This is a genomic window from Halomonas alkaliantarctica (assembly GCF_029854215.1).
Lineage (GTDB): Bacteria > Pseudomonadota > Gammaproteobacteria > Pseudomonadales > Halomonadaceae > Vreelandella > Vreelandella alkaliantarctica_A.
Genome location: NZ_CP122961.1, coordinates 364,486 through 386,945, shown reverse-complemented (window position 1 = coordinate 386,945; position 22,460 = coordinate 364,486). Strand labels below are relative to the sequence as shown.

Sequence of the window (22,460 nt, the reverse complement as noted above, 5' to 3'; positions counted from 1 at the left end):
TGCAAAACAGAAAACTGTATAAATTAACAGACTTTCAGCGTTGGCGACATGGCTAATTAAGAAAAAAAGGTTGGCTTAGCAATCGCTTAGGGTAGATCTAGGCCAAGACACTAGCGTGTGGCTTCGGCCAAAAAGCGATCTTTCAATTTAACGTAGTTACCAGCGGTGTACGGAAAGAACGCACGCTCTTTCTCTTTGAGTGGCCGCAGCGCTTTAGCCGGATTACCGGCATACACATAGCCACTTTCCAAATGCTTACTCGGCGTTACCACCGCACCCGCGGCGATAATGACTTCGTCCTCAACGACCGCGCCATCCATCACAATCGCGCCCATACCCACGAGTATGCGGCTTCCCAAGGTGCAACCATGCAAAATCGCTTTATGGCCAATGGTCACATCATCGCCAATGGTGAGCGGAAACCCCTCCGGGCTGAAGTCACTGGCGTGGGTAATATGCAGCACGCTGCCGTCCTGCACACTGGTACGCGCGCCAATACGAATACGGTGCATATCACCACGTATAACCGTCATAGGCCAGACAGAGCAGTCGTCGCCCATCACCACATCACCAATGACCACACTGGCCGGATCAATATAAACGCGCTCGCCCAGTTGGGGTTCCATACCTTGATAGGATCTTAACGCACTGCTCATAACTCGCTCCTAGGCTTCTAATCGACAGTTAGAGAATTATTTAACTCACTATAGCAATCCGGCCAGCAGAACAATAAACGTCAGCGGAATCGACACCCAGCGGATGATATTGCGCCACACCCGATAGCCGCTTTCACCAATGCCTAACGCGCTCACCACTCTATCGCGGGGCATTACCCAAGCGGCAAAAACGGCTATCAATAGGCCGCCCAAAGGCAGGAAAACATCCGGCGGTATACTGCTGACAAGCTCGAAGACATTGCGTCCAAATAGCGGCCGAAACTCCGCCAGGGTTGAAAAAGAGAAGGCCGATAACAGCCCAATCAGCCAGACGCTAATAGCAACAATCGCTGTCGATATACTACGGCGCAGCCCCAGGCCCTGAAGCGTGGCGACCATCGGCTCTGCGAGGTTGATGGCCGATGTCCAGGTAGCCAGTAACAGCAGCAAAAAGAATACGCTTAGCCATACAGAGCCCCAAGGCAACTCAGAAAACGCAATAGGCAGGGTAACAAACATTAACCCTGGGCCATCAGTGGGATCCATGCCTTGCGCAAACACCACCGAGAAAATAGCGATCCCCGCCAGTAACGCCACGCTAATATCGAGTACGGCGACAGCCACAGCGGCTTTAGGCAGGCTTTGCTCTTCCGGCATATAGGCGCCATACGCCATCAAAGCACAGGCGCCCACCGCCAGAGTAAAGAACGCGTGCCCCATGGCATGGACGACCACCGCCGGGGTTAGCGCCTCGAAAGAGGGTAAAAACAGCCACGCCAAGGCAGGGGCAAAGCCGTCAGTGGTCGCAGCATAGCCCGCTAATAGCAGCAATAGCAGGTATAACAGCGGCATCAGCAGGTTATTCAGCCGCTCTAACCCCTTGGCAACGCCCGCCGCTACAACCGTCATGGTCATAAACAGAAACAGTGAGTGATTGAAGATCAGCAGTCCCGGGTTGGCCAAGAAGGCATCAAAACCAGCGCCAATCTCAGCGGCACTCGCGCCATTGAAATTGCCGTTAACAGAGGCCACCAAAAACTCAATCGACCAGCCGGACACCACCGAGTAAAACGATAAAATGCAGAATACGGTGAACGCCCCGAATAGCCCCAGCCAGCGCCAGCGAGGCGAAGCCCCCGCCTCAGCCGCCAAGGCACTCAACGCCTGCATCGGCCCACGCCGCCCGGCACGACCAATCAAAATCTCCGCCATCATCACCGGAATACCCAGCAGCAGCACAAACGCCACATAAATCAGTAGAAACGCCGCACCGCCGTTCTCTCCGGCCACGTAAGGGAAGCGCCAGATATTGCCTAACCCCACCGCAGCACCTGTTACCGCCAAGATAAAGGCCCGCTTCGACCCCCAGCGCTCCAGCGTTTCGCTCATCACTTGCTCCTGCCATTGGCGGCATTAAAAGGCGGCAAGACTAGCAGGCACTTGCGTGCAGGCCAAACCCTGTTATTGAACCTAGCATTGAAACACGGCCCCACCGCCCGCACTGTGTCATTATTATTGCGCTCTTTTGCGCGTTCCTGACGTCCTAAACTGTGCTTTGTGAAAGCATGCCACCCGAGGTGTCTATGTCCTCCACCCCTTTGTCCACCAATCCGCTGCTTGAGACCCACGAGCTCCCGCCTTTTGGAGAGATTCGTCCCGAGCACGTGGAGCCTGCCGTGGAGACGCTGCTAAGCGAAAGCCGTGAAGCCATTGATCGCTTGGCGGAACAGGCAGCCGCTACCCCGCCCACATGGGACAATTTTGCGGCGCCACTTGAAACGGTTAATGACCGGCTCACCAAGGCATGGTCACCGGTATCGCACCTCAACGGCACCATGAACTCCCCGGAGATGCGTGAAGCGTACCAGGCATGCCTTGAGAAGCTCTCTGACTTCGGCACTTGGGTAGGCCAACACGAAGGGTTATTTAATGGCTGGCAAGCGTTAAAAGATGGCCCCGCCTGGGAACACCTGAATGCTCCCCAACGGCGTACCGTGGAGAACGCTCTACGCGATTTCCGCCTAGCCGGTGTTGCCCTGCCTGCTGACCAGAAAGCCCGCTACGGCGAGATCCAGTCGCGCCTATCAATGCTGTCAAACCAGTTCTCGAATAACGTGCTGGATGCCACCCAGGCGTGGCACAAGGACATCGATAGCCAAGAGACATTAGCGGGGGTGCCGGAGAGTGCCCTCGACACCTTAAAAGCTACTGCCGAGGCGAAAGGCGTTGCGGGCTACCGTATTACCCTGGATTTTCCCAGTTTCTTCCCGGTGGTTAGCTATGCCGATAACCGCGAACTGCGCCGTGAGGTGTATACCGCGTTTGTTACCCGTGCGTCTGATGAAGGCCCAGATGCGGGCAAATTTGATAACGCGGCGATCATGGAAGAGATACTGGCACTGCGCAGTGAAATGGCCCTGCTGCTCGGTTTTGCTACCTACGCTGATTACTCACTCACCACTAAAATGGCGGAATCTCCCGAGCAGGTGCTCGATTTTCTCAACGATTTAGCCCGCCGTGCGTTGCCTCAAGCGAAGGAGGAGTTTGCAGAACTCAGTGCCTATGCTCGTGATGAACTAGGCCTAGAGACGCTGGAGCCGTGGGATGTTGCCTATGCCAGTGAAAAGCTGCGCGAAGCTCGCCATTCGATTTCTCAGGAGCAGTTACGCCCCTACTTTCCCGCACCCCAGGTGGTGGATGGCTTGTTTCAGGTGGTTGAACGCCTTTACGGTGTACGCTTTGAAGAAGATACTCAGGCGCCCCGCTATCACGATGACGTGCGCTATTTCCGCATCACCGAAAATGGTCAGCCAGTTGCCGGTTTCTATCTGGATCTGTACGCCAGAGAAGGCAAGCGAGGCGGCGCATGGATGGCCGACTGCCGGGTGCGTCGTCAAACCGAGCAGGGCCTGCAACTGCCCGTCGCCTTTCTTACCTGCAACTTTACCGCTCCGGTAAACGGTCGCCCGGCACTGCTAACCCACGACGAAGTCACCACGCTATTTCATGAATTTGGCCACGGCCTGCATCATATGCTGACCCAGCAGCAGATCGCCGATATTTCCGGCATTAACGGCGTCGCTTGGGATGCCGTCGAGCTGCCCAGCCAATTTATGGAAAACTACTGCTGGGAGCGTGAAGGCTTAGATCTACTCGCCAAACACGTGGATAGCGGCGAACCACTGCCAGCAGAGCTGCTTGAGCGCCTTCAGGCGGCCAAGAATTTCCAGTCGGCAATGGGCATGATGCGCCAAATCGAGTTCTCGCTATTCGATCTGCGTCTGCATCATGAGTTAAGTACTCCCAGCGCCAGCGACGTGCAAGCCTTGTTAGATGAGGTGCGCGAAGCGGTGTCTGTGCTGCCAAAAGTGCCGTTCAACCGCTTCCAAAATAGCTTTGGTCACGTGTTTGCTGGAGGCTACGCGGCCGGTTACTACAGCTACAAGTGGGCGGAAGTGCTCTCGGCGGATGCCTGGAGCGCCTTTGAAGAGGCAGGTATCTTTGATCCGGAAACGGGACAGCGCTTTCGTCGCGAAATTCTTGAGCAGGGCGGCGCACGCGATGCCGCTGACCTGTTTGTCGCCTTCCGGGGCCGAGAGCCGAGTGTCGAACCGCTACTGCGCCATAGCGGCATTCGCGCTGCTTAATGCAGTTTTAAATACACTTTTCCCATGCGCAGCGCCTTGGGCGCTGCGCGCCAGGAGTATGCAATGTCAACGGTTAAACGCTTTATTGCCGGTGTGACCTGCCCACGCTGCGCAGCGATGGATCGTATCCGCGCCTGGGAGCAAAACGGTATTCGCTACCGGGAATGCGTCAGCTGCGATTTCTTCGAGCAACTGCCTATTGAGGAGGACGCTCTGACCGAAATGACCACCCGGGTCAACCAAGTACGCGACGACCAGAAGCAGCAGGATGTACAGCCCGTGCGTATATTGGATCCCGGTAAACCGTCTCGTTAAATTCCCGCCCGCCAAGGGCGGTGTGTCCATTCTTTCCTTGCCACCCCACAACCGCTAGCGCTTGCACCTCACAACAGGTGTGCGGTTATCCGCACACCAACAAGCCACTTACGTGCGAACAATCGGACACTATGATAAAAAGCGCTTTCCACCAAAGTTGAATAAATATTTCATAAGTATATGTTTTTAAAACCATAACCTTTTAATGGCACAACTATCGCTGTTATATACTCTGGATACCCTGCTTAACGTAGTATCGACTGGCGGCATTGATCGTCGCTGTCAGTATATAACCCCAATAACAGCTAGGAATTTTCGCCATGCGCAAACATATGCCTAAAACGTTCACTCTTCTCGCCAGCAGCGCTCTGCTTGTAGCCGCTGCCAGCAGTGCCCAGGCGCAAGCAGATCGCTCTGGTTGGCCCGACAATTTTACCGTGGGTACCGCTAGCCAAGGCGGCACTTACTTCGTCTACGGTTCAGGCTGGGCCAACTTTATCGCAGATGAATTAGGTGTATCTGGCGGCGGTGAAGTCACTGGCGGTCCTACTCAAAACCTGGCGCTCGTGCACACAGGCGACATGGCATTTGGCTTAACCACCATGGGCCCCGCTTCAGACGCCGTCAAAGGTGAAAGCCCGCTGGCACCAGGCATGAAGATGGATAATGTATGTGCCATGTTCCCCATGTACGAAACGCCGTTCTCCATTACTGCGCTTTCCGACAGCGGCATTGAGTCAATTTCCGACATTCCCGATGGTGCACGCATCGGTTTTGGCCCGGCTGCCTCCACCTCTGACACCTATTTCCCAGCAATCCTGGAAACCCTGGGCGTTGACTTTGAACGTCGTAACGGTGGCTGGTCAGACCTAGGCGGTCAGTTGCAGGATGGCCTGCTTGACGTTGTCGCCTTCGCTGCAGGCATTCCCATCCCGGCTGTTAGCCAGCTGGAAGTACAAACTGATGTCAACATCATCGAATTTAACGAAGAAGAGCTGGCCACTGTGCTGGAAAACTTCCCCGTTGCTGAATTCATGATTCCTGCGAACACTTATACAACGCTTGAAGAAGACGCTCGCGCTGTCTCCATGTGGAACTTCGCTATCGCTGGCTGCGATCTGCCGGAAGACTTCGTTTATGAAGTCACTAAGGCGACCATGGAAAACAACGACCGTATGCGCTCTGTACACCGCAGTGCTGAAACCACCATTCCAGAAAACATCAAGCACAACACCGTGCTACCGTTTCATCCCGGCGCTGCACGCTGGTACGAAGAGAACGGCTATGAAATTGCTGATGACATGATCAACTAAGCAACGCTTAACGTTCTGACTGCCCCGTTTCCGGCCCTGCCGGGCGGGGCAGCTTTCGCTGCTGCTACCCCTTTGTCTGCTTTTTGCTGTGAGGGTGAACTCTAATGAGTCACAAAACCGACCAAGAATCTGATGGCCTCAAGGATGATGCCCACGCAGCGTCTGTGATACCAGAGTCCATTGCCGATGGTGTCGATGAAGACGTTGTTGAACCCAATCGCCGCCTGTTTACTGGCTGGCAGTTCCTGCTATTTGCGGCATTAGCGATCGCTTACTCAAGTTTCCATCTGATTTCACTCAACGTGTATCCGATGGAAACCTGGTCGTTTCGTATTGTGCATATTGCCGGTGCCCTTATTCTCGGTTACGGGCTCTTTTCCGGTGCCCGTTTTGCCGACGACGATCATCAGGCGTCAGGTGCCTGGATCAAATGGATTAGCTACGCGTTACTGATTCCCGCCGCCTATACCCTGGCGCAAGTGCTGTTGATGTATCAAACGCTCAGCGGCAGCGCCATGCGCATCGACCCGAACATTGAAAACTGGCACTACGGCTATCCGCTAATGGCGACAACGGCAAGTGCCATCGTGCTGTCATGGTTTTATCGTCAGGCGCGGCATCGCTTCAACCCAGCCGATTTGGTACTGATGGTCTGTGCACTGGCCAGCGCTGGCTATTTGCTGGTGGCTTATAACACCAATATTCGTATGTCGACGGGTACCTCTTTTGCGCCATCAGGCATTTCCTGGGCGGCGATTGCAGGCTCTCTGTTGATTCTAGAGCTGACTCGCCGAGTAGCGGGCCTCGCCCTGGTGGTCATTTCCGCAGTTTTCCTGACCTACGTGTTCGCCGGGCCCTATCTACCAGGCTTTTTAGGCTACCCGGGGCTGTCACTACAGCGCTTCTTTAGCCAGGTGTATACCGACGCAGGCATCCTCGGCCCCACCACTGCGGTGTCGTCGACCTATATTATTCTGTTCATTATTTTTGCCGCTTTTTTGCAGGCCTCTAAAGTAGGCGACTACTTCGTTAACTTTGCCTTTGCTGCCGCTGGCCGTGCCCGTGGTGGCCCCGCCAAGGTGGCTATTTTTGCCTCTGGCTTAATGGGCATGATCAACGGCACATCGGCGGGCAACGTGGTTTCCACCGGCTCCTTGACCATTCCCTTGATGAAGAAAGTCGGTTACCCAGCACGTAGCGCGGGTGCCATCGAAGCCGCCGCCTCAACCGGTGGTCAGATCATGCCGCCGATCATGGGTGCCGGCGCGTTCATCATGGCTGAAGTGACCGGTATTCCGTATACCGAAATTGCTCTTGCCGCGGTCATTCCGGCGATTCTCTATTTTGCCTCTATCTATTTTATGGTCGACTTTGAAGCCGCCCGTAAAGGCATGCGGGGCATGCGCAAAGATGAGATTCCGCTGTTCTCGAAGCTGGTCAAGCAGGTCTATCTGTTCGCGCCGATTATTATTCTGATTGTCGCCCTGTTTATGGGCTACTCGGTGATTCGCGCGGGCACCTTGGCAACGGCGTCAGCCGCGGTGGTTAGCTGGATCTCACCCAACAAAATGGGCTTCCGTGCGATTCTTAAAGCGCTGCAAATAGCGGGCACCATGTCGATTCAGATTATCGCCGTGTGTGCCTGTGCGGGCTTAATCGTCGGGGTTATCTCGCTGACGGGTGTAGGCGCGCGTTTCTCGTCGCTACTACTGGGCTTGGCGGGCGTGAGCCAACTGCTGGCGCTAGTGTTCGCCATGCTGATCAGTATTCTACTCGGCATGGGTATGCCTACTACCGCCGCCTATGCGGTGGCCGCTTCCGTGGTCGCTCCGGGCTTAATCAATATCGGTATTGAGCCACTGATCGCCCACTTCTTTGTGTTCTACTTTGCGGTCGTCTCCGCGATTACGCCACCTGTGGCTTTGGCTTCCTATGCCGCCGCCGGTATTTCCGGCGACAATCCCATGGGTACGTCAGTGGCATCATTCAAGATTGGTTTGGCCGCGTTCATCGTGCCGTTTATGTTCTTCTACAGCCCGGCCATGCTGATGGAAGGCTCTGCGATGCAGATCCTGCGCGTTGGTTTAACCGCGACGCTGGGCATTGTACTGCTATCGGGCATGGTGCAGGCGTGGTTCTTTGGACCGGTTAACGCCTGGCAGCGCGTGCTGATGCTGGTGGGCGCAATATTCTTAATCTACGGCGGTATCTATACCGACATTGCAGGCCTTGCGATTGGTATCGTGCTATTCATGATGCAACGTAAGGTGCACGGTGGTGGTAGTAAAACGGCGCAAGCTGGCTGATTGATTTAAGCCGCTAAACGCTAAGCGTAAAAAACCCCGCTCAACAATGTTGAGCGGGGTTTTTAGTAAGTGCTGAGCAGGTAAATAATCTGACTTGATTAATCGACCAGATTGTCGACGACCTTTAGTACCGGTGCAGCTTGATTAAGCGTGTAGAAGTGCAGGCCTGGCGCACCACCATCCAGTAATCGTTGGCAAAGACGGCTCACCACATCGGTACCAAAGGCGGCTATCGCTTCGCTATCATCGCCATAGGACTCCAACTGCTTGCGAATCCAGCGTGGGATCTCAGCACCACAGGCGTCAGAGAAACGCGCCAGCTTGGTGTAGTTGGTAATTGGCATAATGCCGGGAATAATCGGTTGCTCAACGCCCAGCGCGCGGGCTTTATCGACGAAGTTGAAGTAGGCATCGGCGGTGAAGAAGTACTGGGTGATGGCCATATTGGCGCCAGCTTTCATTTTACGCGCGAAGTTTTCCACATCCTTATCAAGATTAGGCGCCTGAGGATGAGACTCCGGGTAAGCGGCTACCGCGATGTTGAAATGATCGTCCGTTTCCGCGCGAATAAACTCAACCAGTTCGTTGGCATACCGTAGCTCGCCAATGCTTCCCATACCGGAAGGCATGTCACCACGCAGCGCGACTAAACTGTCTACCCCCTCTTCGCGGTACTGCGACAGCAGATCACGCAGCTGAGCTTTCTCACTGCCTATGCAGGAGAGATGCGGGGCGGTGGTGATGCCACTCTCACTCACTTCACGCACCACCTCACGGGTACGTGCCTGGGTAGATCCGCCGGCACCGTAAGTCACCGAGAAAAACCGTGGGTTCCGGGCGGCCAGCTCATCGCGAACCTGGATCAGCTTATCGCGCCCAGCATCGGTATTGGGCGGAAAGAATTCAAAGCTGATACCTAGAGGATGCTCATGGCTGCTCATAGGATTTCCTTAATTAGTGATCAAAAGTAATGATATTTTGAGGTATTCTCGCTGTTCTAGCGCGCTGGGGCTAATGAAAGATTCCACGCTTGGCCTTTAATTCGGCTCATGTTAGCGAGTCACCACATATCCAATGGGAGAATAAATGGATCTTGCACCTGGGGCGCTCGTTGGGCCATTACTTATGCTACTCAGCTACGTGGGGCTAGGCTGGCTGGCCGCCCAACGACTCAAGCTAGACCCTCGTCCGATTGCGACGCTGCTGGTCTACCTGATAGCGCCTTTTACGATTTTTCGCGCGCTGATGAACGGCGGCCCAACACCTGACTATCTTTTACTCACATTAGCGTTGTTCATTCTGGCAAGCCTAATGGCCCTGGTCGTACAGCGCATTACTCGCCACCGTTTTGGTGAGCAGGAAGCGGCGCTGCTGGCGTTCTCCTCTGGAACGGGTAATACCGGCTATTTTGGCCTACCGATTGCGCTGATTTTGCTACCCCCTGAAGGCGTTACCCTTTACCTATTCTGTATGCTGGGAATTAATATTTACGAATTTACCGTGGGCTTTTACCTTAGTGCGCGCGGACGCTTTTCAGTACGCGAGAGTCTGATCAAAATTTCTCGCTTACCGCTGATCTATGCATTCCTATTCGCGTTACTGCTTAGCACCCTTGAAATCACCATACCTGCTGCGGTGATGAATTCGTTGGCAGTATTCCCTGCCACTTACACGCTGCTAGGCATGATGATTATTGGCATGACGCTTAGCCAGGTGACACTTTCCGCCTGGGATACCCGTTTCGTGGCCGCCTGCCTGGGGCTGCGCTATTTGCTATGGCCGTTAGCCATGCTATTGGCCGTTTTGGTGTTGCAGTGGGTCACCCCACTCTCCACCGAGCTTGCCATGGCACTGCTACTGCTGGGCGTGGTGCCTATGGCGGCTAATGTGGTGGTGGTCGCTATGGAGCTGGGCATTCAGCCGCAGAAAGGTGCGCTAGCCGTGCTGGTAACGACATTGCTCGCGCCGCTACTGATTCCGCTTTATCTTGGGTTGATGCTGCGACTCACAGGACTAAGCTAAAAACCGGCAACACCCGCTTCGTTAAGCTTTGCTGCCATGTCCTGCACATCGGGGTGGCTGAAAAACGCCACAAGCGCCTCAGCGCGCACTGGGCCAACGCCGGGAACGGCTTGCCACTCTTCGCGCTGGTAGCCCGCTAACTCATCCCAATTCCCGCTAACCGACTCGCTACCCGGCGGCGCCCCCAGCGCACTTAACCAGGCCGCAAAAGGCTCGCCCTGGGCGGCTTGAAACTGATCCAGTAACGCATCAGCAGTGGTCTCGCCAATGCCATAGGTCTGTTGCAGTTGGCCTGGCTCAACGTTCAGCCAGCCCAGTAAATGAGTGACAACGCCCGCGTCCATCAGCGCTTGCCAGGTGCCTTCACCGATCCCCTGCATACCAAGCTGCTCGCCAAGGTAGGTGAGCCGCGCCAGCAACTGTCCATCGCAGCCGGACGTTAATGCAAAACAGCTCAGCAGGTTAAAGCGCTGGGGAGACGGCGGCGTCAGCGGCGAGCGCTCCTGGGTATGCCACACCACCTCGCTTAACTGGGGGATCGTTAAGCCCGCCAAGGAGATCGCTACCTGATCACCGGGGCGAACATCCAGTGATTCCCAGCGCTCCAGCGAGCCCAACGAAACGCGGCTAATGCGTCGCCCCTCCAGCTTTACCGGATTAAGCCACACCAGTGGCGTCACGCGCCCGGTGCGCCCAACACGAAACTCAATGCCGCGCACTTCCGCTAGCGCCTGCTGGGCGGGGTATTTCCAGGCAATAGCCCACTCCGGGGGCGAAGATGACCAGCGACGCACGCCGGGGCGCTCTGCCTGTTTGATGACTACGCCGTCGGTGGCAAACGGCAGAGGACCATTGAACCAGCTATCACGCCAATAAGTGGAATCACGGCGGTCATCCAGCGGATGAGTGTAGTCAGCGCTATCAAAGCCCAGCTCACTTAACCGAGCTAAACGTTCCTGCATTGCGGTAGGCCCATCGGGCCAGCCCCAGACAAACAGGCCAATACGCTCAAAGGTGGCCGCTGTAGGAGAGGATTGCGCCATTGCTCCCGCCACGGCACCCCGGGCACCCGATGCGGGTGAACGTGACTGCACGTGTTGGGTTAACCGCCAATACAGCTCGCCTTGGAGTACTGCAGAAACAGGCTCGGGTAGCGTATTGGGAACAGCGGGGAGCTGTCGGGCACGGGCTGTCCAGTCCTGGCCCCGCTCGCCGTCGCCACGGCTAACGGCTTCGACCAGTTCGCCATCGGCATAGCGCAGCGTAATTGCCACACCGTCAACTTTGGGCTGGATCCAAAGGTCTTCGCGGCGACTGGTAAAACGCCTGACGCCATCGTCATCGGCTTTATCAAGCCCACGCTGCGCCGCTGGGTGCTCAAGGGTGCCGCTGCTGCTTGTAACGCGTGTAAGCGGGCGATGGTCAGGTACATTGCCCAGGCAGCGCTGCCAAGTGGTTAGGCGCTCAACCGCTTGGTCGTAAAGGGCGTCATCGATCAGCGCGACACCTTCGTCGTGGTAGGCAGTGTCCCAGCGCTGAACCTGCTCGGCCAACGCTTTGCTTTCGCGGCTTAAGCGTTCCTCCGGCCAATCCGGGCATTGGGCAGCCTGTGCGGAAAAAGTGACAAGCCAGATTAGGCCGCCCAACACCCAAGTTCGTACACCCAATAACATTACTTACTCCCGCGTGAACAAATCAACCTTTAGGCTTAGCCTAGCGCAGGGTTTTGAAATAGCGCATAAAAAAGCCCCCGGCCGAAGCCAAAGGGGCGATTTAATACATTTCTTACAAACAGTGTAGCGAATCTCTTACAAACCGGCGGCCTTACGCAGTGCATCGGCCTTATCAACCTTTTCCCACGGGAAGGCGATAAAGGTTTCAGTATGCGCTTGGCCTTTATCGTCGCTCCAGGTGTAGCTGTGCTCGAACGGTGCCCGGCCAAAGTGGCCGTAAGCGGCGGTGAGCTGATACATCGGGTGCAGCAGATCAAGCATTTTGGTGATCGCGTAGGGGCGCAGGTCAAAGTGCTCGCGAACCAGTGCAACGATCTTGGCATCGTCAATTTTACCGGTGCCAAAGGTGTCGACAGAGACCGACGTCGGCTCGGCAACGCCAATCGCGTAGGAGACCTGAATCTCACACTTGTCAGCCAGCCCCGAGGCAACTACGTTCTTAGCGACATAGCGGCCCGCATAGGCGGCGCTGCGATCCACTTTAGAGGGGTCTTTGCCCGAGAACGCGCCACCACCGTGACGTGCCATGCCGCCGTAAGTGTCGACGATGATTTTACGTCCGGTTAGCCCGCAGTCGCCTACCGGGCCGCCAATCACAAATTTGCCGGTCGGGTTGATATGGTACTGGGTGCTGTCATCCAACCACTCGGCGGGGATGACTTGCTCAATGACCTCACGCTTGATCATTTTGCGCAGATCTTCCTGATCAATATCTGGGTCGTGTTGGGTAGAGAGCACGATAGCATCGACACCGCAGGGCTGACCTTCGGCGTTATAGCGGAAGGTTACCTGACTCTTGGCATCCGGGCGCAGCCAAGGCAGCAGGCCATTTTTACGCAGTTCGGCCTGACGCTCGACCAATCGGTGGGAGTAGTGGATCGGTGCCGGCATAAACGAATCGGTTTCGTTAGTTGCGTAGCCAAACATCAGGCCCTGGTCGCCAGCGCCCTGATCTTCCGGTTTGCTGCGATCAACGCCCTGGGCAATGTCGACGCTCTGCTTACCGATGAGATTAACTACGCCGCAGGTCGCGCCGTCAAAGCCGACATCAGACGAGTTATAGCCAATGCTGATAATCACATCTCGCACGAGGGTTTCTAAATCGACCCAGGCGGAGGTGGTAATTTCACCGGCAATGATCGCCACCCCGGTTTTCACCATGGTTTCACAGGCAACGCGGGCCTGTTTATCGCGGGCGATAATGGCATCTAGCACTGCGTCAGAGATCTGATCGGCAATCTTATCGGGATGACCTTCGGAGACGGACTCGGAGGTAAACAGGGAATATTCGCTCATCGCGCACTCTACCCTCTGTATGACGGCTGTATGTAATCCACAGCATCAGCAGGAAATCATGGCAGGTGGCCCCTGCCCGTATTAGTGAAGCGATAGCATTACTTTTCTACCGCGTCGGGAGGCAGAGTCTACACGCTGTCGGCGACGCTTCCCAGAACGTGATCCCGAGAATTTTCCGCTATATTTGCCGCAACATGGGAAGTCAGCGACAATAGCGCCTTTATAATTTCTGTTTTCAAGCGAGGAGCACCCCCATGCCGTCCCGTTTTGAGTTAGCCAATGCCATTCGCGCCCTGTCCATGGATGCCGTTCAGAAGGCCAAGTCAGGCCACCCGGGCGCCCCCATGGGTATGGCTGATATCGCCGAAGTGCTATGGAATGACTACCTCAAGCACAACCCCGAAGACCCCAAGTGGGCCGATCGTGATCGCTTTGTGCTCTCCAATGGCCACGGCTCCATGCTGCTTTACTCGCTGCTGCACCTCAGTGGCTACGAGCTGAGCCTGGAACAGCTGCAGAATTTCCGTCAGTTGCACTCGCCCACCGCGGGCCACCCGGAATTCGGTTATGCGCCTGGCATTGAAACCACCACTGGCCCGCTGGGTCAGGGTTTTGCCAACGCTGTGGGCTTTGCGATTGCTGAAAAAACCATGGCGGCGCAGTTCAACCGCCCCGGTCACACAATTGTGGACCATCACACATGGTGCTTTGTTGGTGACGGCTGCTTAATGGAAGGGATCTCCCATGAAGCGGCCTCACTGGCCGGCACCCAGCAGTTGGGTAAGCTGATCACTGTATACGACGATAACGGCATCTCCATTGATGGTGAAGTGGAAGGCTGGTTTACCGACGATACCGCCAAGCGGTTTGAAGCTTACGGCTGGCACGTGGTGCCCAATGTAGATGGTCACAAGCCTGAAGAGATCAAAGCCGCTATTGAGCTGGCCAAGAGCCATGACGATAAGCCGAGCCTGATTATCTGCAAGACCATTATCGGTTTTGGTGCTCCCAACAAGCAGGGCAAGGAAGACGCTCACGGCGCTCCCCTAGGCGATGATGAAGTGGCCCTGGCCCGCACCCAGCTCGACTGGCCGCACGCTCCGTTCCATATTCCCGAACCAATCTACTCGGGCTGGGATGCCCGTGAAGCTGGAAAAGCGGCCCAGCAGGCGTGGGATGCGCGGTTTGCCCGCTATGCTGAAGCCTTCCCCACGGAAGCGCGAGAGTTCACCCGCCGGATGAAGCGCCAGTTGCCCGCGGAACTGCCTACCGAAGCCTTGATTGAGCAGGCCCAAGAGCGTGGCGAGACCATTGCGTCACGCAAAGCCTCCTTTGAAGTGTTAAATGCCATTGGCCCGAAAATGCCGGAGCTGCTGGGCGGCAGTGCCGACTTGGCGCCATCTAACCTGACCTTCTGGAAAGGCGCCAAAGCGATCACCCCTGAAGACGCCAGCGGTAACTACCTGCACTACGGTGTGCGTGAGTTCGGCATGGGCGCGGTCATGAACGGCATCGCCCTGCACGGCGGCTTGGTACCTTACGGCGCGACCTTCCTGATCTTTATGGAGTACATGCGTAACTCGATCCGCATGGCGTCGCTGATGGGCCAGCAGGTGATTTACGTGTTTACCCACGACTCCATCGGTCTGGGTGAAGATGGCCCGACCCACCAGCCGATCGAGCAGCTCACCAGCCTGCGTACTACGCCGAACCTAAACACCTGGCGCCCCTGCGATGCGGTGGAAACCGCCGCCTCTTGGGATGCCGCCATCAAGCGTCACTCTGGCCCCACCGCGCTAGTACTGTCACGCCAGAACCTGCCCCACCAGCAGCGCACCAAAGCGCAGCTGGCAGCCATTCAAAACGGTGCGTACGTTCTTAAGGACAGCGAAGGAACACCGGAGTTGATTCTGATTGCCACTGGCTCTGAAGTGGCCCTGGCGATGGACGCCGCCGCCGAGCTTGAGCAGCAGGGCAAAGCGGTACGCGTGGTCTCCATGCCCTCGGCCTATCGCTTTAACGGCCAGGATGCCGAGTACCGTGAGAGCGTACTGCCCAAAGCGGTGACCAAGCGTATTGCTATCGAAGCCGCTCACGCTGACTACTGGTACAAGTATGTGGGTCTGGAAGGCCGCGTGATCGGCATGACCACCTACGGCGAATCTGCGCCGGCGGGCGATCTGTTTAAACACTTCGGCTTTACTGTCGAGAATGTGGTCAAGCAAGCCAACGAACTACTCGGCTAAGCCATGCCAGCACTTAGTGGCTTTCTATGGCTGATTAGCTACTGGCTTATTGGTGAAGTGGTGATCCACTTCACCGCTTTGCCAATCTCGTCTGGCGTGATCGGCATGCTGCTGCTCTGCGCGACGCTCGCCGTTCGGGGCCGTGTACCTAACAACATTGCCGCTGCCGCCCAGCCACTGATTGCACTACTTGCCATGCTGATTATGCCCGGCGTTGTTGGGGTGTTTTTTATCATCGGTGAGCTGGCCGGGCAGTGGACGGCTATCCTTATCGCGCTATTGCTGGGCACGCTACTCAGTGTGGTGACCACGCTGTGGCTGCTCAAGCGACTAATCGGGCAACCCAATGTCCGCTGATACACCGCTTCTCTCTCTATTAACCACCACCCCGCTGTTTGCGGTGGGATTAACGCTCGCCGCTTATTTGCTGGGTAGCGCTCTGTTCCAACGTTTAAGGCGCCCTTCTTGGTTGCCCGCTATTTTGATCGCGGCGCTGCTATTGGCAGGGGCGTTAGCGCTGATAGGCTTGCCGTACACTGACTATCAGCAGGGGGCGAAATGGCTAACGGTGCTATTGGGGCCAGCCACGGTGGCGCTGGGGATGCCGCTTTATCAACAGTTGCCGCGCATCGTTGAGCTGTGGCGACCGCTGGCGATTTGTTTGCCCATCGCTGCGACACTGGCGGCTTGCTACTCGCTGGCCATTGCTTGGTTGCTGGGCAGCTCGGACACCATACTCGCATCCATTGCCGCTAAATCGGTGACTGCACCCATCGCTATCGGCATTACGGAACAGCTTGGCGGCACCACGGCACTGCTGTTGGGTGCACTGCTGGTTACCGGGGTGATCACGATTCCCTGTGTCAGCCTCGCTGCGCGTTGGCTGCATATTGACGACGAGCGCTTGATCGGTTTCGCCTTGGGACTTAACGGCCATGCCATTGGTACGGTAAGAGCGTTTGAGATCAGCCCCACCGCAGGTGCTTTTGCCTCACTGGGCATGAGCCTTACCGGTATTTTCACCGCGGTACTGCTGCCACTCGCCTGGCGATTAGTAGGTATGGGCGGCTAATGGGCACGGGGCGTTGATAAGAATCGTCCTCTGAAATAAGTTATCATTGCAACGAGTTTTAACTTAGACAGCGTTACACGTTTCGATCACTGTTTCACTTTTAAGAGCCACCCTTCTGCATGGCTAATTCTGCTCCCAGGTATCGCATCGCCATTAACGGTTACGGACGCATTGGCCAATGCGTGTTGCGGGCGCTCGTCGAGCGGCGACACCCCGAACTTGAAGTGGTCGCTATTAATGAACTCTCTGATCTCGCGACTATCACCTATCTCACCCGTTACGACACCACCCATGGCCGCTTTCCCGGTGACGTCGACCACGACGGGCAGTACCTTATCGTCAACGGCCAGCGCATCCAGGTACTATGCGAACAAGACCCACGCGAGCTGCCCTGGAAGGCGCTTGACGTAGATCTGGTGTTAGAGTGCTCTGGGAGCTTTAAAGATCGTGCCACCGCTGAACTGCACTTAGCGGCAGGTGCTAAGCGGCTGCTGTTCTCCCAGCCAGCGGAAAATGATGTCGATGCCACCATTGTGTGGGGCATTAATGAAGGTGAGCTGGCGCTTTCTCAGCGCGTTCTATCTGCCGCCTCGTGCACCACCAACTGCCTGGTGCCGCTGTTGACCGTTCTGGATGAAGCTCTCGGTCTTGAGCACGGTGTCACCACGACGATTCACTCGGCGATGAACGACCAGCCGGTGATCGATGCCTACCACCAGACTGACCTGCGCCTTACCCGATCGGCAATGCACTCTATTGTGCCGGTGGATACCGGCTTGGCTCTCGGCATTAGCCGCTTGATGCCCAATCTTGCGGGCCGCTTTGAATGCCTCCACGTACGCGTCCCCACGATCAATGTCTCTGCTATGGACGTGGCGCTCACCGTCAGACGCGACACCCACCGGGACGATGTGAATACGCTACTGCTGGCCGCCAGCCAGCAGCGCTTAAAAGGCGTGCTTGGCTATACTGAAGCGCCCATGGCGTCGGTTGATTTTAATCACGACCCTCGCTCAGGCATCCTGGACGCTACCCAGACACGGGTAGCGGGCAAGCGCCTTATCAAGCTGCTGTGCTGGTTCGACAACGAGTGGGGGTTCGCTAACCGTATGCTTGATATTAGCCAGCGACTGGCCAGACTTTCGACAGATACGTAACCTATTTGCATTAGCTGTTTATATTGAGTTCCACGGCCTAAACACGAGGAAACCGCTTCCATGAACGTAAAAAAGATGACTGACCTTCCCTTGGAAGGACAACGCGTGCTGATTCGTGAAGATTTGAATGTGCCCATCAAACATGGCCGCGTCTCCAGCGACGCCCGGCTGCGTGCTGCACTGCCAACCATCCAAGCCGCCGCAAAGGCTGGGGCGAAGGTGATGTTGATGAGCCATTTAGGACGCCCCACCGAAGGCGAACCCGCCGAGGAGTTTTCCCTGGCGCCGGTGGCTGAACACTTGGGTGAACTATTAGGCCGCCCAGTGCCGCTGATTAAAGCCTATCTGGGTGAAACGCTGGATCTCGCCAACGGCGACATCGTACTGCTAGAGAACGTGCGCTTTAACAGCGGCGAGAACAAAGACGATGAACAGCTGGCGAAACAGTACGCCGCGCTGTGCGATATCTTTGTAATGGACGCGTTTGGCACCGCCCACCGAGCTCAAGCCTCTACCCACGGCGTGGCGCGTTTTGCCCCCAGCGCCTGCGCTGGCCCATTGCTTGCCCAGGAACTCGATGCGCTTGAAAAAGCGCTGGCGCATCCAGCCCGGCCCATGGCAGCCATCGTCGGCGGTTCGAAGGTCTCTACCAAGCTGGATGTTCTCACCGCGCTGGCTGATAAATGCGATCAACTGATTGTCGGCGGCGGTATCGCCAACACCTTTATTGCCGCTGCGGGGTACAATGTTGGCAAATCACTCCATGAAGCCGATTTGGTAGGCCAAGCTAAAGCGCTGATGGAGAAGGTCTCGATTCCGCTTCCTACCGATGTTGTCGTTGCCACCGAGTTTTCCGAATCGGCCAAGGCCACTGTCAAGCCGGTCGATCAGGTGGCTGACAATGAGATGATTCTGGATATTGGCCCAGACACTGCTGCACATTTGGCCAGCATGCTCAAAGACGCTGGCACTATTTTGTGGAACGGCCCCGTCGGTGTATTTGAAATCGACCAGTTTGGTAAAGGCACTCAGGTGATCGCGCAGGCCATCGCCGATAGCGCAGGCTTCTCTATTGCGGGTGGCGGCGATACGTTAGCGGCCATTGATAAATATGCCATTTCGGATCGCGTTTCGTATATTTCTACCGGCGGCGGCGCGTTTCTTGAATATGTCGAAGGCAAGCAATTGCCTGCCGTCGCTGCCCTCGAAGCTGCCGCCAAACGCGGTTAACATTGCACGACTTGAACCTGAACGCTCAGTCTTTACAGCTCATTTTTGATAACTCTGTTTTGACAACCCAGTCTCTACAACATAGATAAGGTAACTTCATGGCTTTGATCAGCATGCGCCAAATGCTCGACCACGCCGCCGAATACGGTTACGGCATTCCGGCGTTCAACGTCAACAACCTTGAGCAGATGCGCGCCATTATGGAAGCCGCTGATGCCACCGATTCACCTGTCATCGTGCAAGCATCTGCCGGTGCACGTAAGTACGCGGGTGCACCTTTCCTGCGCCATCTGATTTTGGCGGCTGTCGAAGAGTTTCCGCATATCCCTGTGGTCATGCACCAGGATCACGGCACCAGCCCTGCAATCTGCCAACGCTCTATTCAGCTCGGCTTCTCCTCGGTGATGATGGATGGCTCTTTGGGCGAAGATGGCAAAACGCCCACCGACTACGACTATAACGTCAATGTTACTCGGCGCGCGGTGGAAATGGCGCACGCTTGTGGCGTTTCCGTCGAAGGTGAGTTGGGCTGCCTGGGCAGCCTGGAAACCGGCATGGCCGGAGAGGAAGACGGTATCGGCGCGGAAGGCAAGCTGGATATGGAACAGCTGCTTACCGACCCAGAAGAAGCCGCAGAGTTTGTTAAAGCCACCCACGTGGACGCACTGGCGATTGCCATTGGCACCAGCCACGGCGCTTACAAGTTCACTAAGCCGCCTACCGGTGACACGCTCTCTATCCAGCGTATTAAAGAAATCCACGCGCGGATTCCGGATACTCACCTAGTCATGCATGGCTCCTCTTCAGTTCCCCAGGAGTGGCTGGAAGTGATTAACCAATACGGCGGCGAAATCCCCGAAACGTATGGCGTGCCCGTTGAAGAGATCGTTGAGGGGATTAAGCACGGCGTGCGCAAGGTCAACATCGACACCGACCTGCGCTTGGCTTCTACCGGTGCAGTGCGTCGCTTCCTGGCTGAGAACCCGTCAGAATTCGACCCGCGTAAGTTCTTGAAAGAGACCGTTACCGCGATGCGTGATCTATGTATCGCTCGCTACGAAGCCTTTGGCACGGCTGGCAACGCCAGCAAGATTAAGCCGATTAGTCTGGAAGAGATGTTCCTGCGCTATGAGCGCGGCGAGCTTGCTCCCAAGGTAAAGTAAACTGTCACTGCCGCACTTTCGAAAAAGACGACCCGGTGGTCGTCTTTTTTTGTGGCTAATTAAATAGATGTTGCAACGCAGCATTGATAGGCTAACACTGGGTATGAAGCCACGACGTCTCGTGTTCCAGCAAGGAGGCCATAACGCTGATGAAATCCACTACTCCGTTTCCCCTAATGCCCACTACTCCGGTAGCGATGTTCGATATATGGAAGGTCGGCCTCATGGCCTTTGAGCTATGGTCGACGTCTTTATCGACGATTGCTATGCGAAATCATTTATGGCAAACACAGCCATTTTTCAGCCCTAAAATGATGCAAGAAAATCAACGCATGGTGACCGAAAAACTCGAGGCCAGCATGGAAGCTGGCCTCGTCATGCAAAAAGCGCTGCTCAATTCAATGAGCGGCACGCAGGCTCCCTGGTGGATTACCAGCCAGCGCACAATGAAACCTTACCATCAGCGTAGTAGCGCTAACTCGCGTCGACTCGCCAAGTAGCGCTTAGGCACTGACGTTACTCATTATCGTCGGTGCCTTCTTCATCATCTTCGCTATTCTCTTCTTCGCTGCTGTGAATAGCATCGTCGGGACTGCCCGTGCCGCCCGTGCCAGCCTCCGGGCTTCGCTCTTCACTCGCACCAGGCTCTAACTCTACGTTAGCCTCGCCCTCGCTGGTGGCTACGTCTTCGTTTTTCTCCTCCTCTTCTTCACGGACGCGCGCCTGCTCATCAGCGCCTTCGGAATCGCTAGAAGAAGTGCCTTCATCTTCATCACGCTTTACTGATCCCGCTTTAATTCCGTACTCCTCTTCAAGTGCTGCATCATCCATAGGCTCGTGCTGCCCACCCTCTGACTCATGGCTATCAGCAAACACATAGCCCGTCGTCGTTAGCAAAGCAGCGCTGAGTGCAAAGGGTAGCATCCAAGGGGTTAGTCGCATTGGGTGTTCTCCATATTGTGGTATGACAGGATAGTGTATCCCTACTATCTCTTCAGCGCAGTTGGGCCATTTCCAACGCTAGCGCTACAGCGTGTTCAGACGCTAGCTGGCCTGCAACAGTCGCTAATAAAATGATCGTAGCCATCTAAGCTGGCTCAAGAGTCGCATTCAGGCAAGCAAAAAATAACAAAACAGTGTTCACAAATGGCGTAAAATCCCGTTCAATAGCAGTATGAATAGCTTCAACTAACACTGGCAGCGCTTAAACCGCTGCAAGGAAACGCAATGCCGCTCCCACTTTTGCTGTTTGACTGTGATGGCACTCTCGTCGATAGTGAGCCGCTACTGGCCGAAGAGATGGCCGTTGGGCTTAATTCAGTAGGCCTGCCTTTCGCGTCTACTGATTATCTCGGTGAGTTTCGTGGAGCGCGTTTCCGGCGCATCGTTGCTGAACTGCAGCAACGCTACGGTGACGTTGACCCTGACCGGCTTGACCGTATGGAAGCCTCCATGCGGGCCAATTTAGCCACCCGGCTTGCCCAGGAGTTGACGACCATACCAGGTGCCAAAGAGGCACTGGACGTTTTGGCAGGTTATCCCAGTGCCGTGGTCTCTAACGGGCCTGAAAGCAAAATTCGCACGGCGCTAGAGGCTACCGGACTCAGCCACTACTTTGGCAAACGTTTTTTCAGTGGCTATACCGCCAATTGCTGGAAGCCCGAACCCTGTTTACATCTACACGCAGCGAGTATCATGGGCTATTCAGCGCGTGACTGCATTGCCATAGACGATGCCTTGGTAGGTGTACGCGCGGCGCTTCAAGCGGGAATGACGGTAATCCACTTAAATCGTTTCCCTGATGCTGAAACAACGCCTGAAAACGCTATCATGATCAGCAATATGTATCAGTTACCCGCCGTAGTGGAGCGGCTCACGCGTGAGTATTGGAAAACACCTGTGCCTCAACACTCAATGGGAGGAGAATAATGGCCTCTTTACGTGACCAGCTCGGCGGGCTGGTTTACTCCACCGAACATGGCAAAACCTGTCCCACCTGCCGGGAACCACTCGATGACTGCCACTGCGATGATTTGAGTGAACAGCAGCGTCTGGCAGCGCTTGATGGCGTGGTACGCATTCGCCGCGAAACGAGTGGCCGGAAAGGCAAAGGCGTTACGACCATTAGTGGCATCCCACTGCCTAGCGAAGAGCTTAAAACCTTGGCAAAAACGCTTAAAAAGCGTTGTGGAACGGGCGGAGCAGTTAAAGAAGGTGTTATTGAAATTCAAGGCGACCACCGCGATACCCTGCGTCAAGAGTTAAGCAACCTTGGCTACCAGGTTAAACTCGCTGGAGGCTAGG

Annotated in this window: 20 protein-coding genes; 14 read left to right on the top strand and 6 right to left on the bottom strand. The window is 55.7% G+C overall.

The annotated features are described in order from the left end of the window. Positions 1-110: 110 nt before the first annotated feature. Both QEN58_RS01850 and QEN58_RS01845 read right to left on the bottom strand, forming a co-directional pair. Positions 111-656, bottom strand: coding sequence for a gamma carbonic anhydrase family protein (locus tag QEN58_RS01850; protein ID WP_280105496.1), 546 nt, complete (start codon positions 654-656; stop codon positions 111-113). A gap of 48 nt (positions 657-704) precedes the next feature. Then, positions 705-2,045 (bottom strand): sodium-dependent transporter, encoded by a 1,341-nt coding sequence (locus tag QEN58_RS01845; RefSeq protein ID WP_133733595.1) that lies wholly within the window; start codon positions 2,043-2,045, stop codon positions 705-707. A 209-nt stretch (positions 2,046-2,254) separates the two neighbouring features. Here QEN58_RS01845 and prlC point away from each other — a divergent pair, with 209 nt between their 5' ends. From prlC to QEN58_RS01825, 4 genes are all read left to right on the top strand, one after another. Then, the gene (gene prlC, locus QEN58_RS01840; protein ID WP_280106883.1) at positions 2,255-4,303 is read left to right on the top strand and encodes an oligopeptidase A; all 2,049 of its coding nucleotides are present in this window, start codon (positions 2,255-2,257) and stop codon (positions 4,301-4,303) included. Positions 4,304-4,366: 63 nt separating this feature from the next. After that, positions 4,367-4,618 (top strand): YheV family putative zinc ribbon protein, encoded by a 252-nt coding sequence (locus QEN58_RS01835; protein ID WP_071695148.1) that lies wholly within the window; start codon positions 4,367-4,369, stop codon positions 4,616-4,618. Between the two features lie 320 nt (positions 4,619-4,938). Then, positions 4,939-5,931 (top strand): TAXI family TRAP transporter solute-binding subunit, encoded by a 993-nt coding sequence (locus QEN58_RS01830; protein WP_280105495.1) that lies wholly within the window; start codon positions 4,939-4,941, stop codon positions 5,929-5,931. Between the two features lie 104 nt (positions 5,932-6,035). After that, positions 6,036-8,237: a TRAP transporter permease gene (locus QEN58_RS01825; RefSeq protein ID WP_280105494.1), complete on the top strand. Its 2,202-nt coding sequence runs from the start codon at positions 6,036-6,038 to the stop codon at positions 8,235-8,237. Positions 8,238-8,335: 98 nt separating this feature from the next. Here QEN58_RS01825 and metF read toward each other — a convergent pair whose 3' ends face one another. Next, the gene (gene metF / locus QEN58_RS01820; protein WP_280105493.1) at positions 8,336-9,178 is read right to left on the bottom strand and encodes a methylenetetrahydrofolate reductase [NAD(P)H]; all 843 of its coding nucleotides are present in this window, start codon (positions 9,176-9,178) and stop codon (positions 8,336-8,338) included. 145 nt (positions 9,179-9,323) lie between these two features. On the opposite strand from metF, the gene QEN58_RS01815 reads away from it, so the two are divergent. Then, entirely contained in the window at positions 9,324-10,259 is a 936-nt protein-coding gene (locus QEN58_RS01815) for an AEC family transporter (protein ID WP_280105492.1), read from the top strand. On the opposite strand, the gene ligB is transcribed toward QEN58_RS01815, so the two are convergent. Next, positions 10,256-11,932, bottom strand: coding sequence for an NAD-dependent DNA ligase LigB (gene ligB, locus QEN58_RS01810; protein ID WP_280105491.1), 1,677 nt, complete (start codon positions 11,930-11,932; stop codon positions 10,256-10,258). The genes QEN58_RS01815 and ligB overlap by 4 nt on opposite strands. Before the next feature lie 135 nt (positions 11,933-12,067). Continuing rightward, a complete protein-coding gene (gene metK, locus QEN58_RS01805; protein ID WP_280105490.1) occupies positions 12,068-13,288 on the bottom strand; it encodes a methionine adenosyltransferase in 1,221 nt (406 codons plus the stop codon). Positions 13,289-13,542: 254 nt separating this feature from the next. Here metK and tkt point away from each other — a divergent pair, with 254 nt between their 5' ends. The 7 genes from tkt (at position 13,543) to QEN58_RS01770 (ending at position 20,656) form a co-directional block, all read left to right on the top strand. Beyond that, positions 13,543-15,534, top strand: coding sequence for a transketolase (gene tkt, locus QEN58_RS01800; protein ID WP_280105489.1), 1,992 nt, complete (start codon positions 13,543-13,545; stop codon positions 15,532-15,534). Positions 15,535-15,537: 3 nt separating this feature from the next. Beyond that, a complete protein-coding gene (locus QEN58_RS01795) occupies positions 15,538-15,891 on the top strand; it encodes a CidA/LrgA family protein (protein ID WP_071695140.1) in 354 nt (117 codons plus the stop codon). Further along, positions 15,881-16,606 (top strand): LrgB family protein, encoded by a 726-nt coding sequence (locus tag QEN58_RS01790; RefSeq protein WP_280105488.1) that lies wholly within the window; start codon positions 15,881-15,883, stop codon positions 16,604-16,606. The genes QEN58_RS01795 and QEN58_RS01790 overlap by 11 nt, the downstream gene beginning before the upstream one ends. 119 nt (positions 16,607-16,725) lie before the next feature. Continuing rightward, a complete protein-coding gene (locus tag QEN58_RS01785) occupies positions 16,726-17,763 on the top strand; it encodes a type I glyceraldehyde-3-phosphate dehydrogenase (RefSeq protein ID WP_280105487.1) in 1,038 nt (345 codons plus the stop codon). 60 nt (positions 17,764-17,823) lie between these two features. Then, positions 17,824-18,993, top strand: coding sequence for a phosphoglycerate kinase (locus QEN58_RS01780; protein WP_280105486.1), 1,170 nt, complete (start codon positions 17,824-17,826; stop codon positions 18,991-18,993). A gap of 98 nt (positions 18,994-19,091) precedes the next feature. Beyond that, complete coding sequence (fba, locus tag QEN58_RS01775; RefSeq protein ID WP_226251411.1) at positions 19,092-20,156, top strand: class II fructose-bisphosphate aldolase; 1,065 nt, start codon at positions 19,092-19,094, stop codon at positions 20,154-20,156. Positions 20,157-20,305: 149 nt separating this feature from the next. Next, positions 20,306-20,656 carry a hypothetical protein gene (locus tag QEN58_RS01770; RefSeq protein WP_280105485.1) on the top strand — a complete coding sequence of 117 codons (351 nt, stop codon included), beginning with the start codon at positions 20,306-20,308 and terminating at the stop codon, positions 20,654-20,656. Between the two features lie 16 nt (positions 20,657-20,672). Here the strand turns inward: QEN58_RS01770 and QEN58_RS01765 are convergent, their stop codons facing one another. Then, positions 20,673-21,098 (bottom strand): hypothetical protein, encoded by a 426-nt coding sequence (locus tag QEN58_RS01765; RefSeq protein WP_280105484.1) that lies wholly within the window; start codon positions 21,096-21,098, stop codon positions 20,673-20,675. Positions 21,099-21,383: 285 nt separating this feature from the next. Here QEN58_RS01765 and QEN58_RS01760 point away from each other — a divergent pair, with 285 nt between their 5' ends. After that, positions 21,384-22,085: an HAD family hydrolase gene (locus QEN58_RS01760; RefSeq protein WP_280105483.1), complete on the top strand. Its 702-nt coding sequence runs from the start codon at positions 21,384-21,386 to the stop codon at positions 22,083-22,085. Beyond that, on the top strand, positions 22,085-22,459 hold the full coding sequence (locus tag QEN58_RS01755) for a translation initiation factor Sui1 (protein ID WP_280105482.1): 375 nt from the start codon (positions 22,085-22,087) through the stop codon (positions 22,457-22,459). The genes QEN58_RS01760 and QEN58_RS01755 overlap by 1 nt, the downstream gene beginning before the upstream one ends. The last annotated feature ends 1 nt before the right edge of the window (position 22,460 follow it).

Excerpts from the sequence above, each read along its gene's own strand:
- QEN58_RS01850 (WP_280105496.1), bottom strand. The coding sequence starts at position 656 with ATGAGCAGTGCGTTAAGATCCTATCAAGGTATGGAACCCCAACTGGGC.
- QEN58_RS01845 (WP_133733595.1), bottom strand. The coding sequence starts at position 2,045 with ATGAGCGAAACGCTGGAGCGCTGGGGGTCGAAGCGGGCCTTTATCTTG.
- QEN58_RS01835 (WP_071695148.1), top strand. The coding sequence starts at position 4,367 with ATGTCAACGGTTAAACGCTTTATTGCCGGTGTGACCTGCCCACGCTGC.
- QEN58_RS01830 (WP_280105495.1), top strand. The coding sequence starts at position 4,939 with ATGCGCAAACATATGCCTAAAACGTTCACTCTTCTCGCCAGCAGCGCT.
- QEN58_RS01825 (WP_280105494.1), top strand. The coding sequence starts at position 6,036 with ATGAGTCACAAAACCGACCAAGAATCTGATGGCCTCAAGGATGATGCC.
- metF (WP_280105493.1), bottom strand. The coding sequence starts at position 9,178 with ATGAGCAGCCATGAGCATCCTCTAGGTATCAGCTTTGAATTCTTTCCG.
- QEN58_RS01815 (WP_280105492.1), top strand. The coding sequence starts at position 9,324 with ATGGATCTTGCACCTGGGGCGCTCGTTGGGCCATTACTTATGCTACTC.
- ligB (WP_280105491.1), bottom strand. The coding sequence starts at position 11,932 with ATGTTATTGGGTGTACGAACTTGGGTGTTGGGCGGCCTAATCTGGCTT.
- metK (WP_280105490.1), bottom strand. The coding sequence starts at position 13,288 with ATGAGCGAATATTCCCTGTTTACCTCCGAGTCCGTCTCCGAAGGTCAT.
- tkt (WP_280105489.1), top strand. The coding sequence starts at position 13,543 with ATGCCGTCCCGTTTTGAGTTAGCCAATGCCATTCGCGCCCTGTCCATG.
- QEN58_RS01795 (WP_071695140.1), top strand. The coding sequence starts at position 15,538 with ATGCCAGCACTTAGTGGCTTTCTATGGCTGATTAGCTACTGGCTTATT.
- QEN58_RS01790 (WP_280105488.1), top strand. The coding sequence starts at position 15,881 with ATGTCCGCTGATACACCGCTTCTCTCTCTATTAACCACCACCCCGCTG.
- QEN58_RS01785 (WP_280105487.1), top strand. The coding sequence starts at position 16,726 with ATGGCTAATTCTGCTCCCAGGTATCGCATCGCCATTAACGGTTACGGA.
- QEN58_RS01780 (WP_280105486.1), top strand. The coding sequence starts at position 17,824 with ATGAACGTAAAAAAGATGACTGACCTTCCCTTGGAAGGACAACGCGTG.
- fba (WP_226251411.1), top strand. The coding sequence starts at position 19,092 with ATGGCTTTGATCAGCATGCGCCAAATGCTCGACCACGCCGCCGAATAC.
- QEN58_RS01770 (WP_280105485.1), top strand. The coding sequence starts at position 20,306 with ATGAAATCCACTACTCCGTTTCCCCTAATGCCCACTACTCCGGTAGCG.
- QEN58_RS01765 (WP_280105484.1), bottom strand. The coding sequence starts at position 21,098 with ATGCGACTAACCCCTTGGATGCTACCCTTTGCACTCAGCGCTGCTTTG.
- QEN58_RS01760 (WP_280105483.1), top strand. The coding sequence starts at position 21,384 with ATGCCGCTCCCACTTTTGCTGTTTGACTGTGATGGCACTCTCGTCGAT.
- QEN58_RS01755 (WP_280105482.1), top strand. The coding sequence starts at position 22,085 with ATGGCCTCTTTACGTGACCAGCTCGGCGGGCTGGTTTACTCCACCGAA.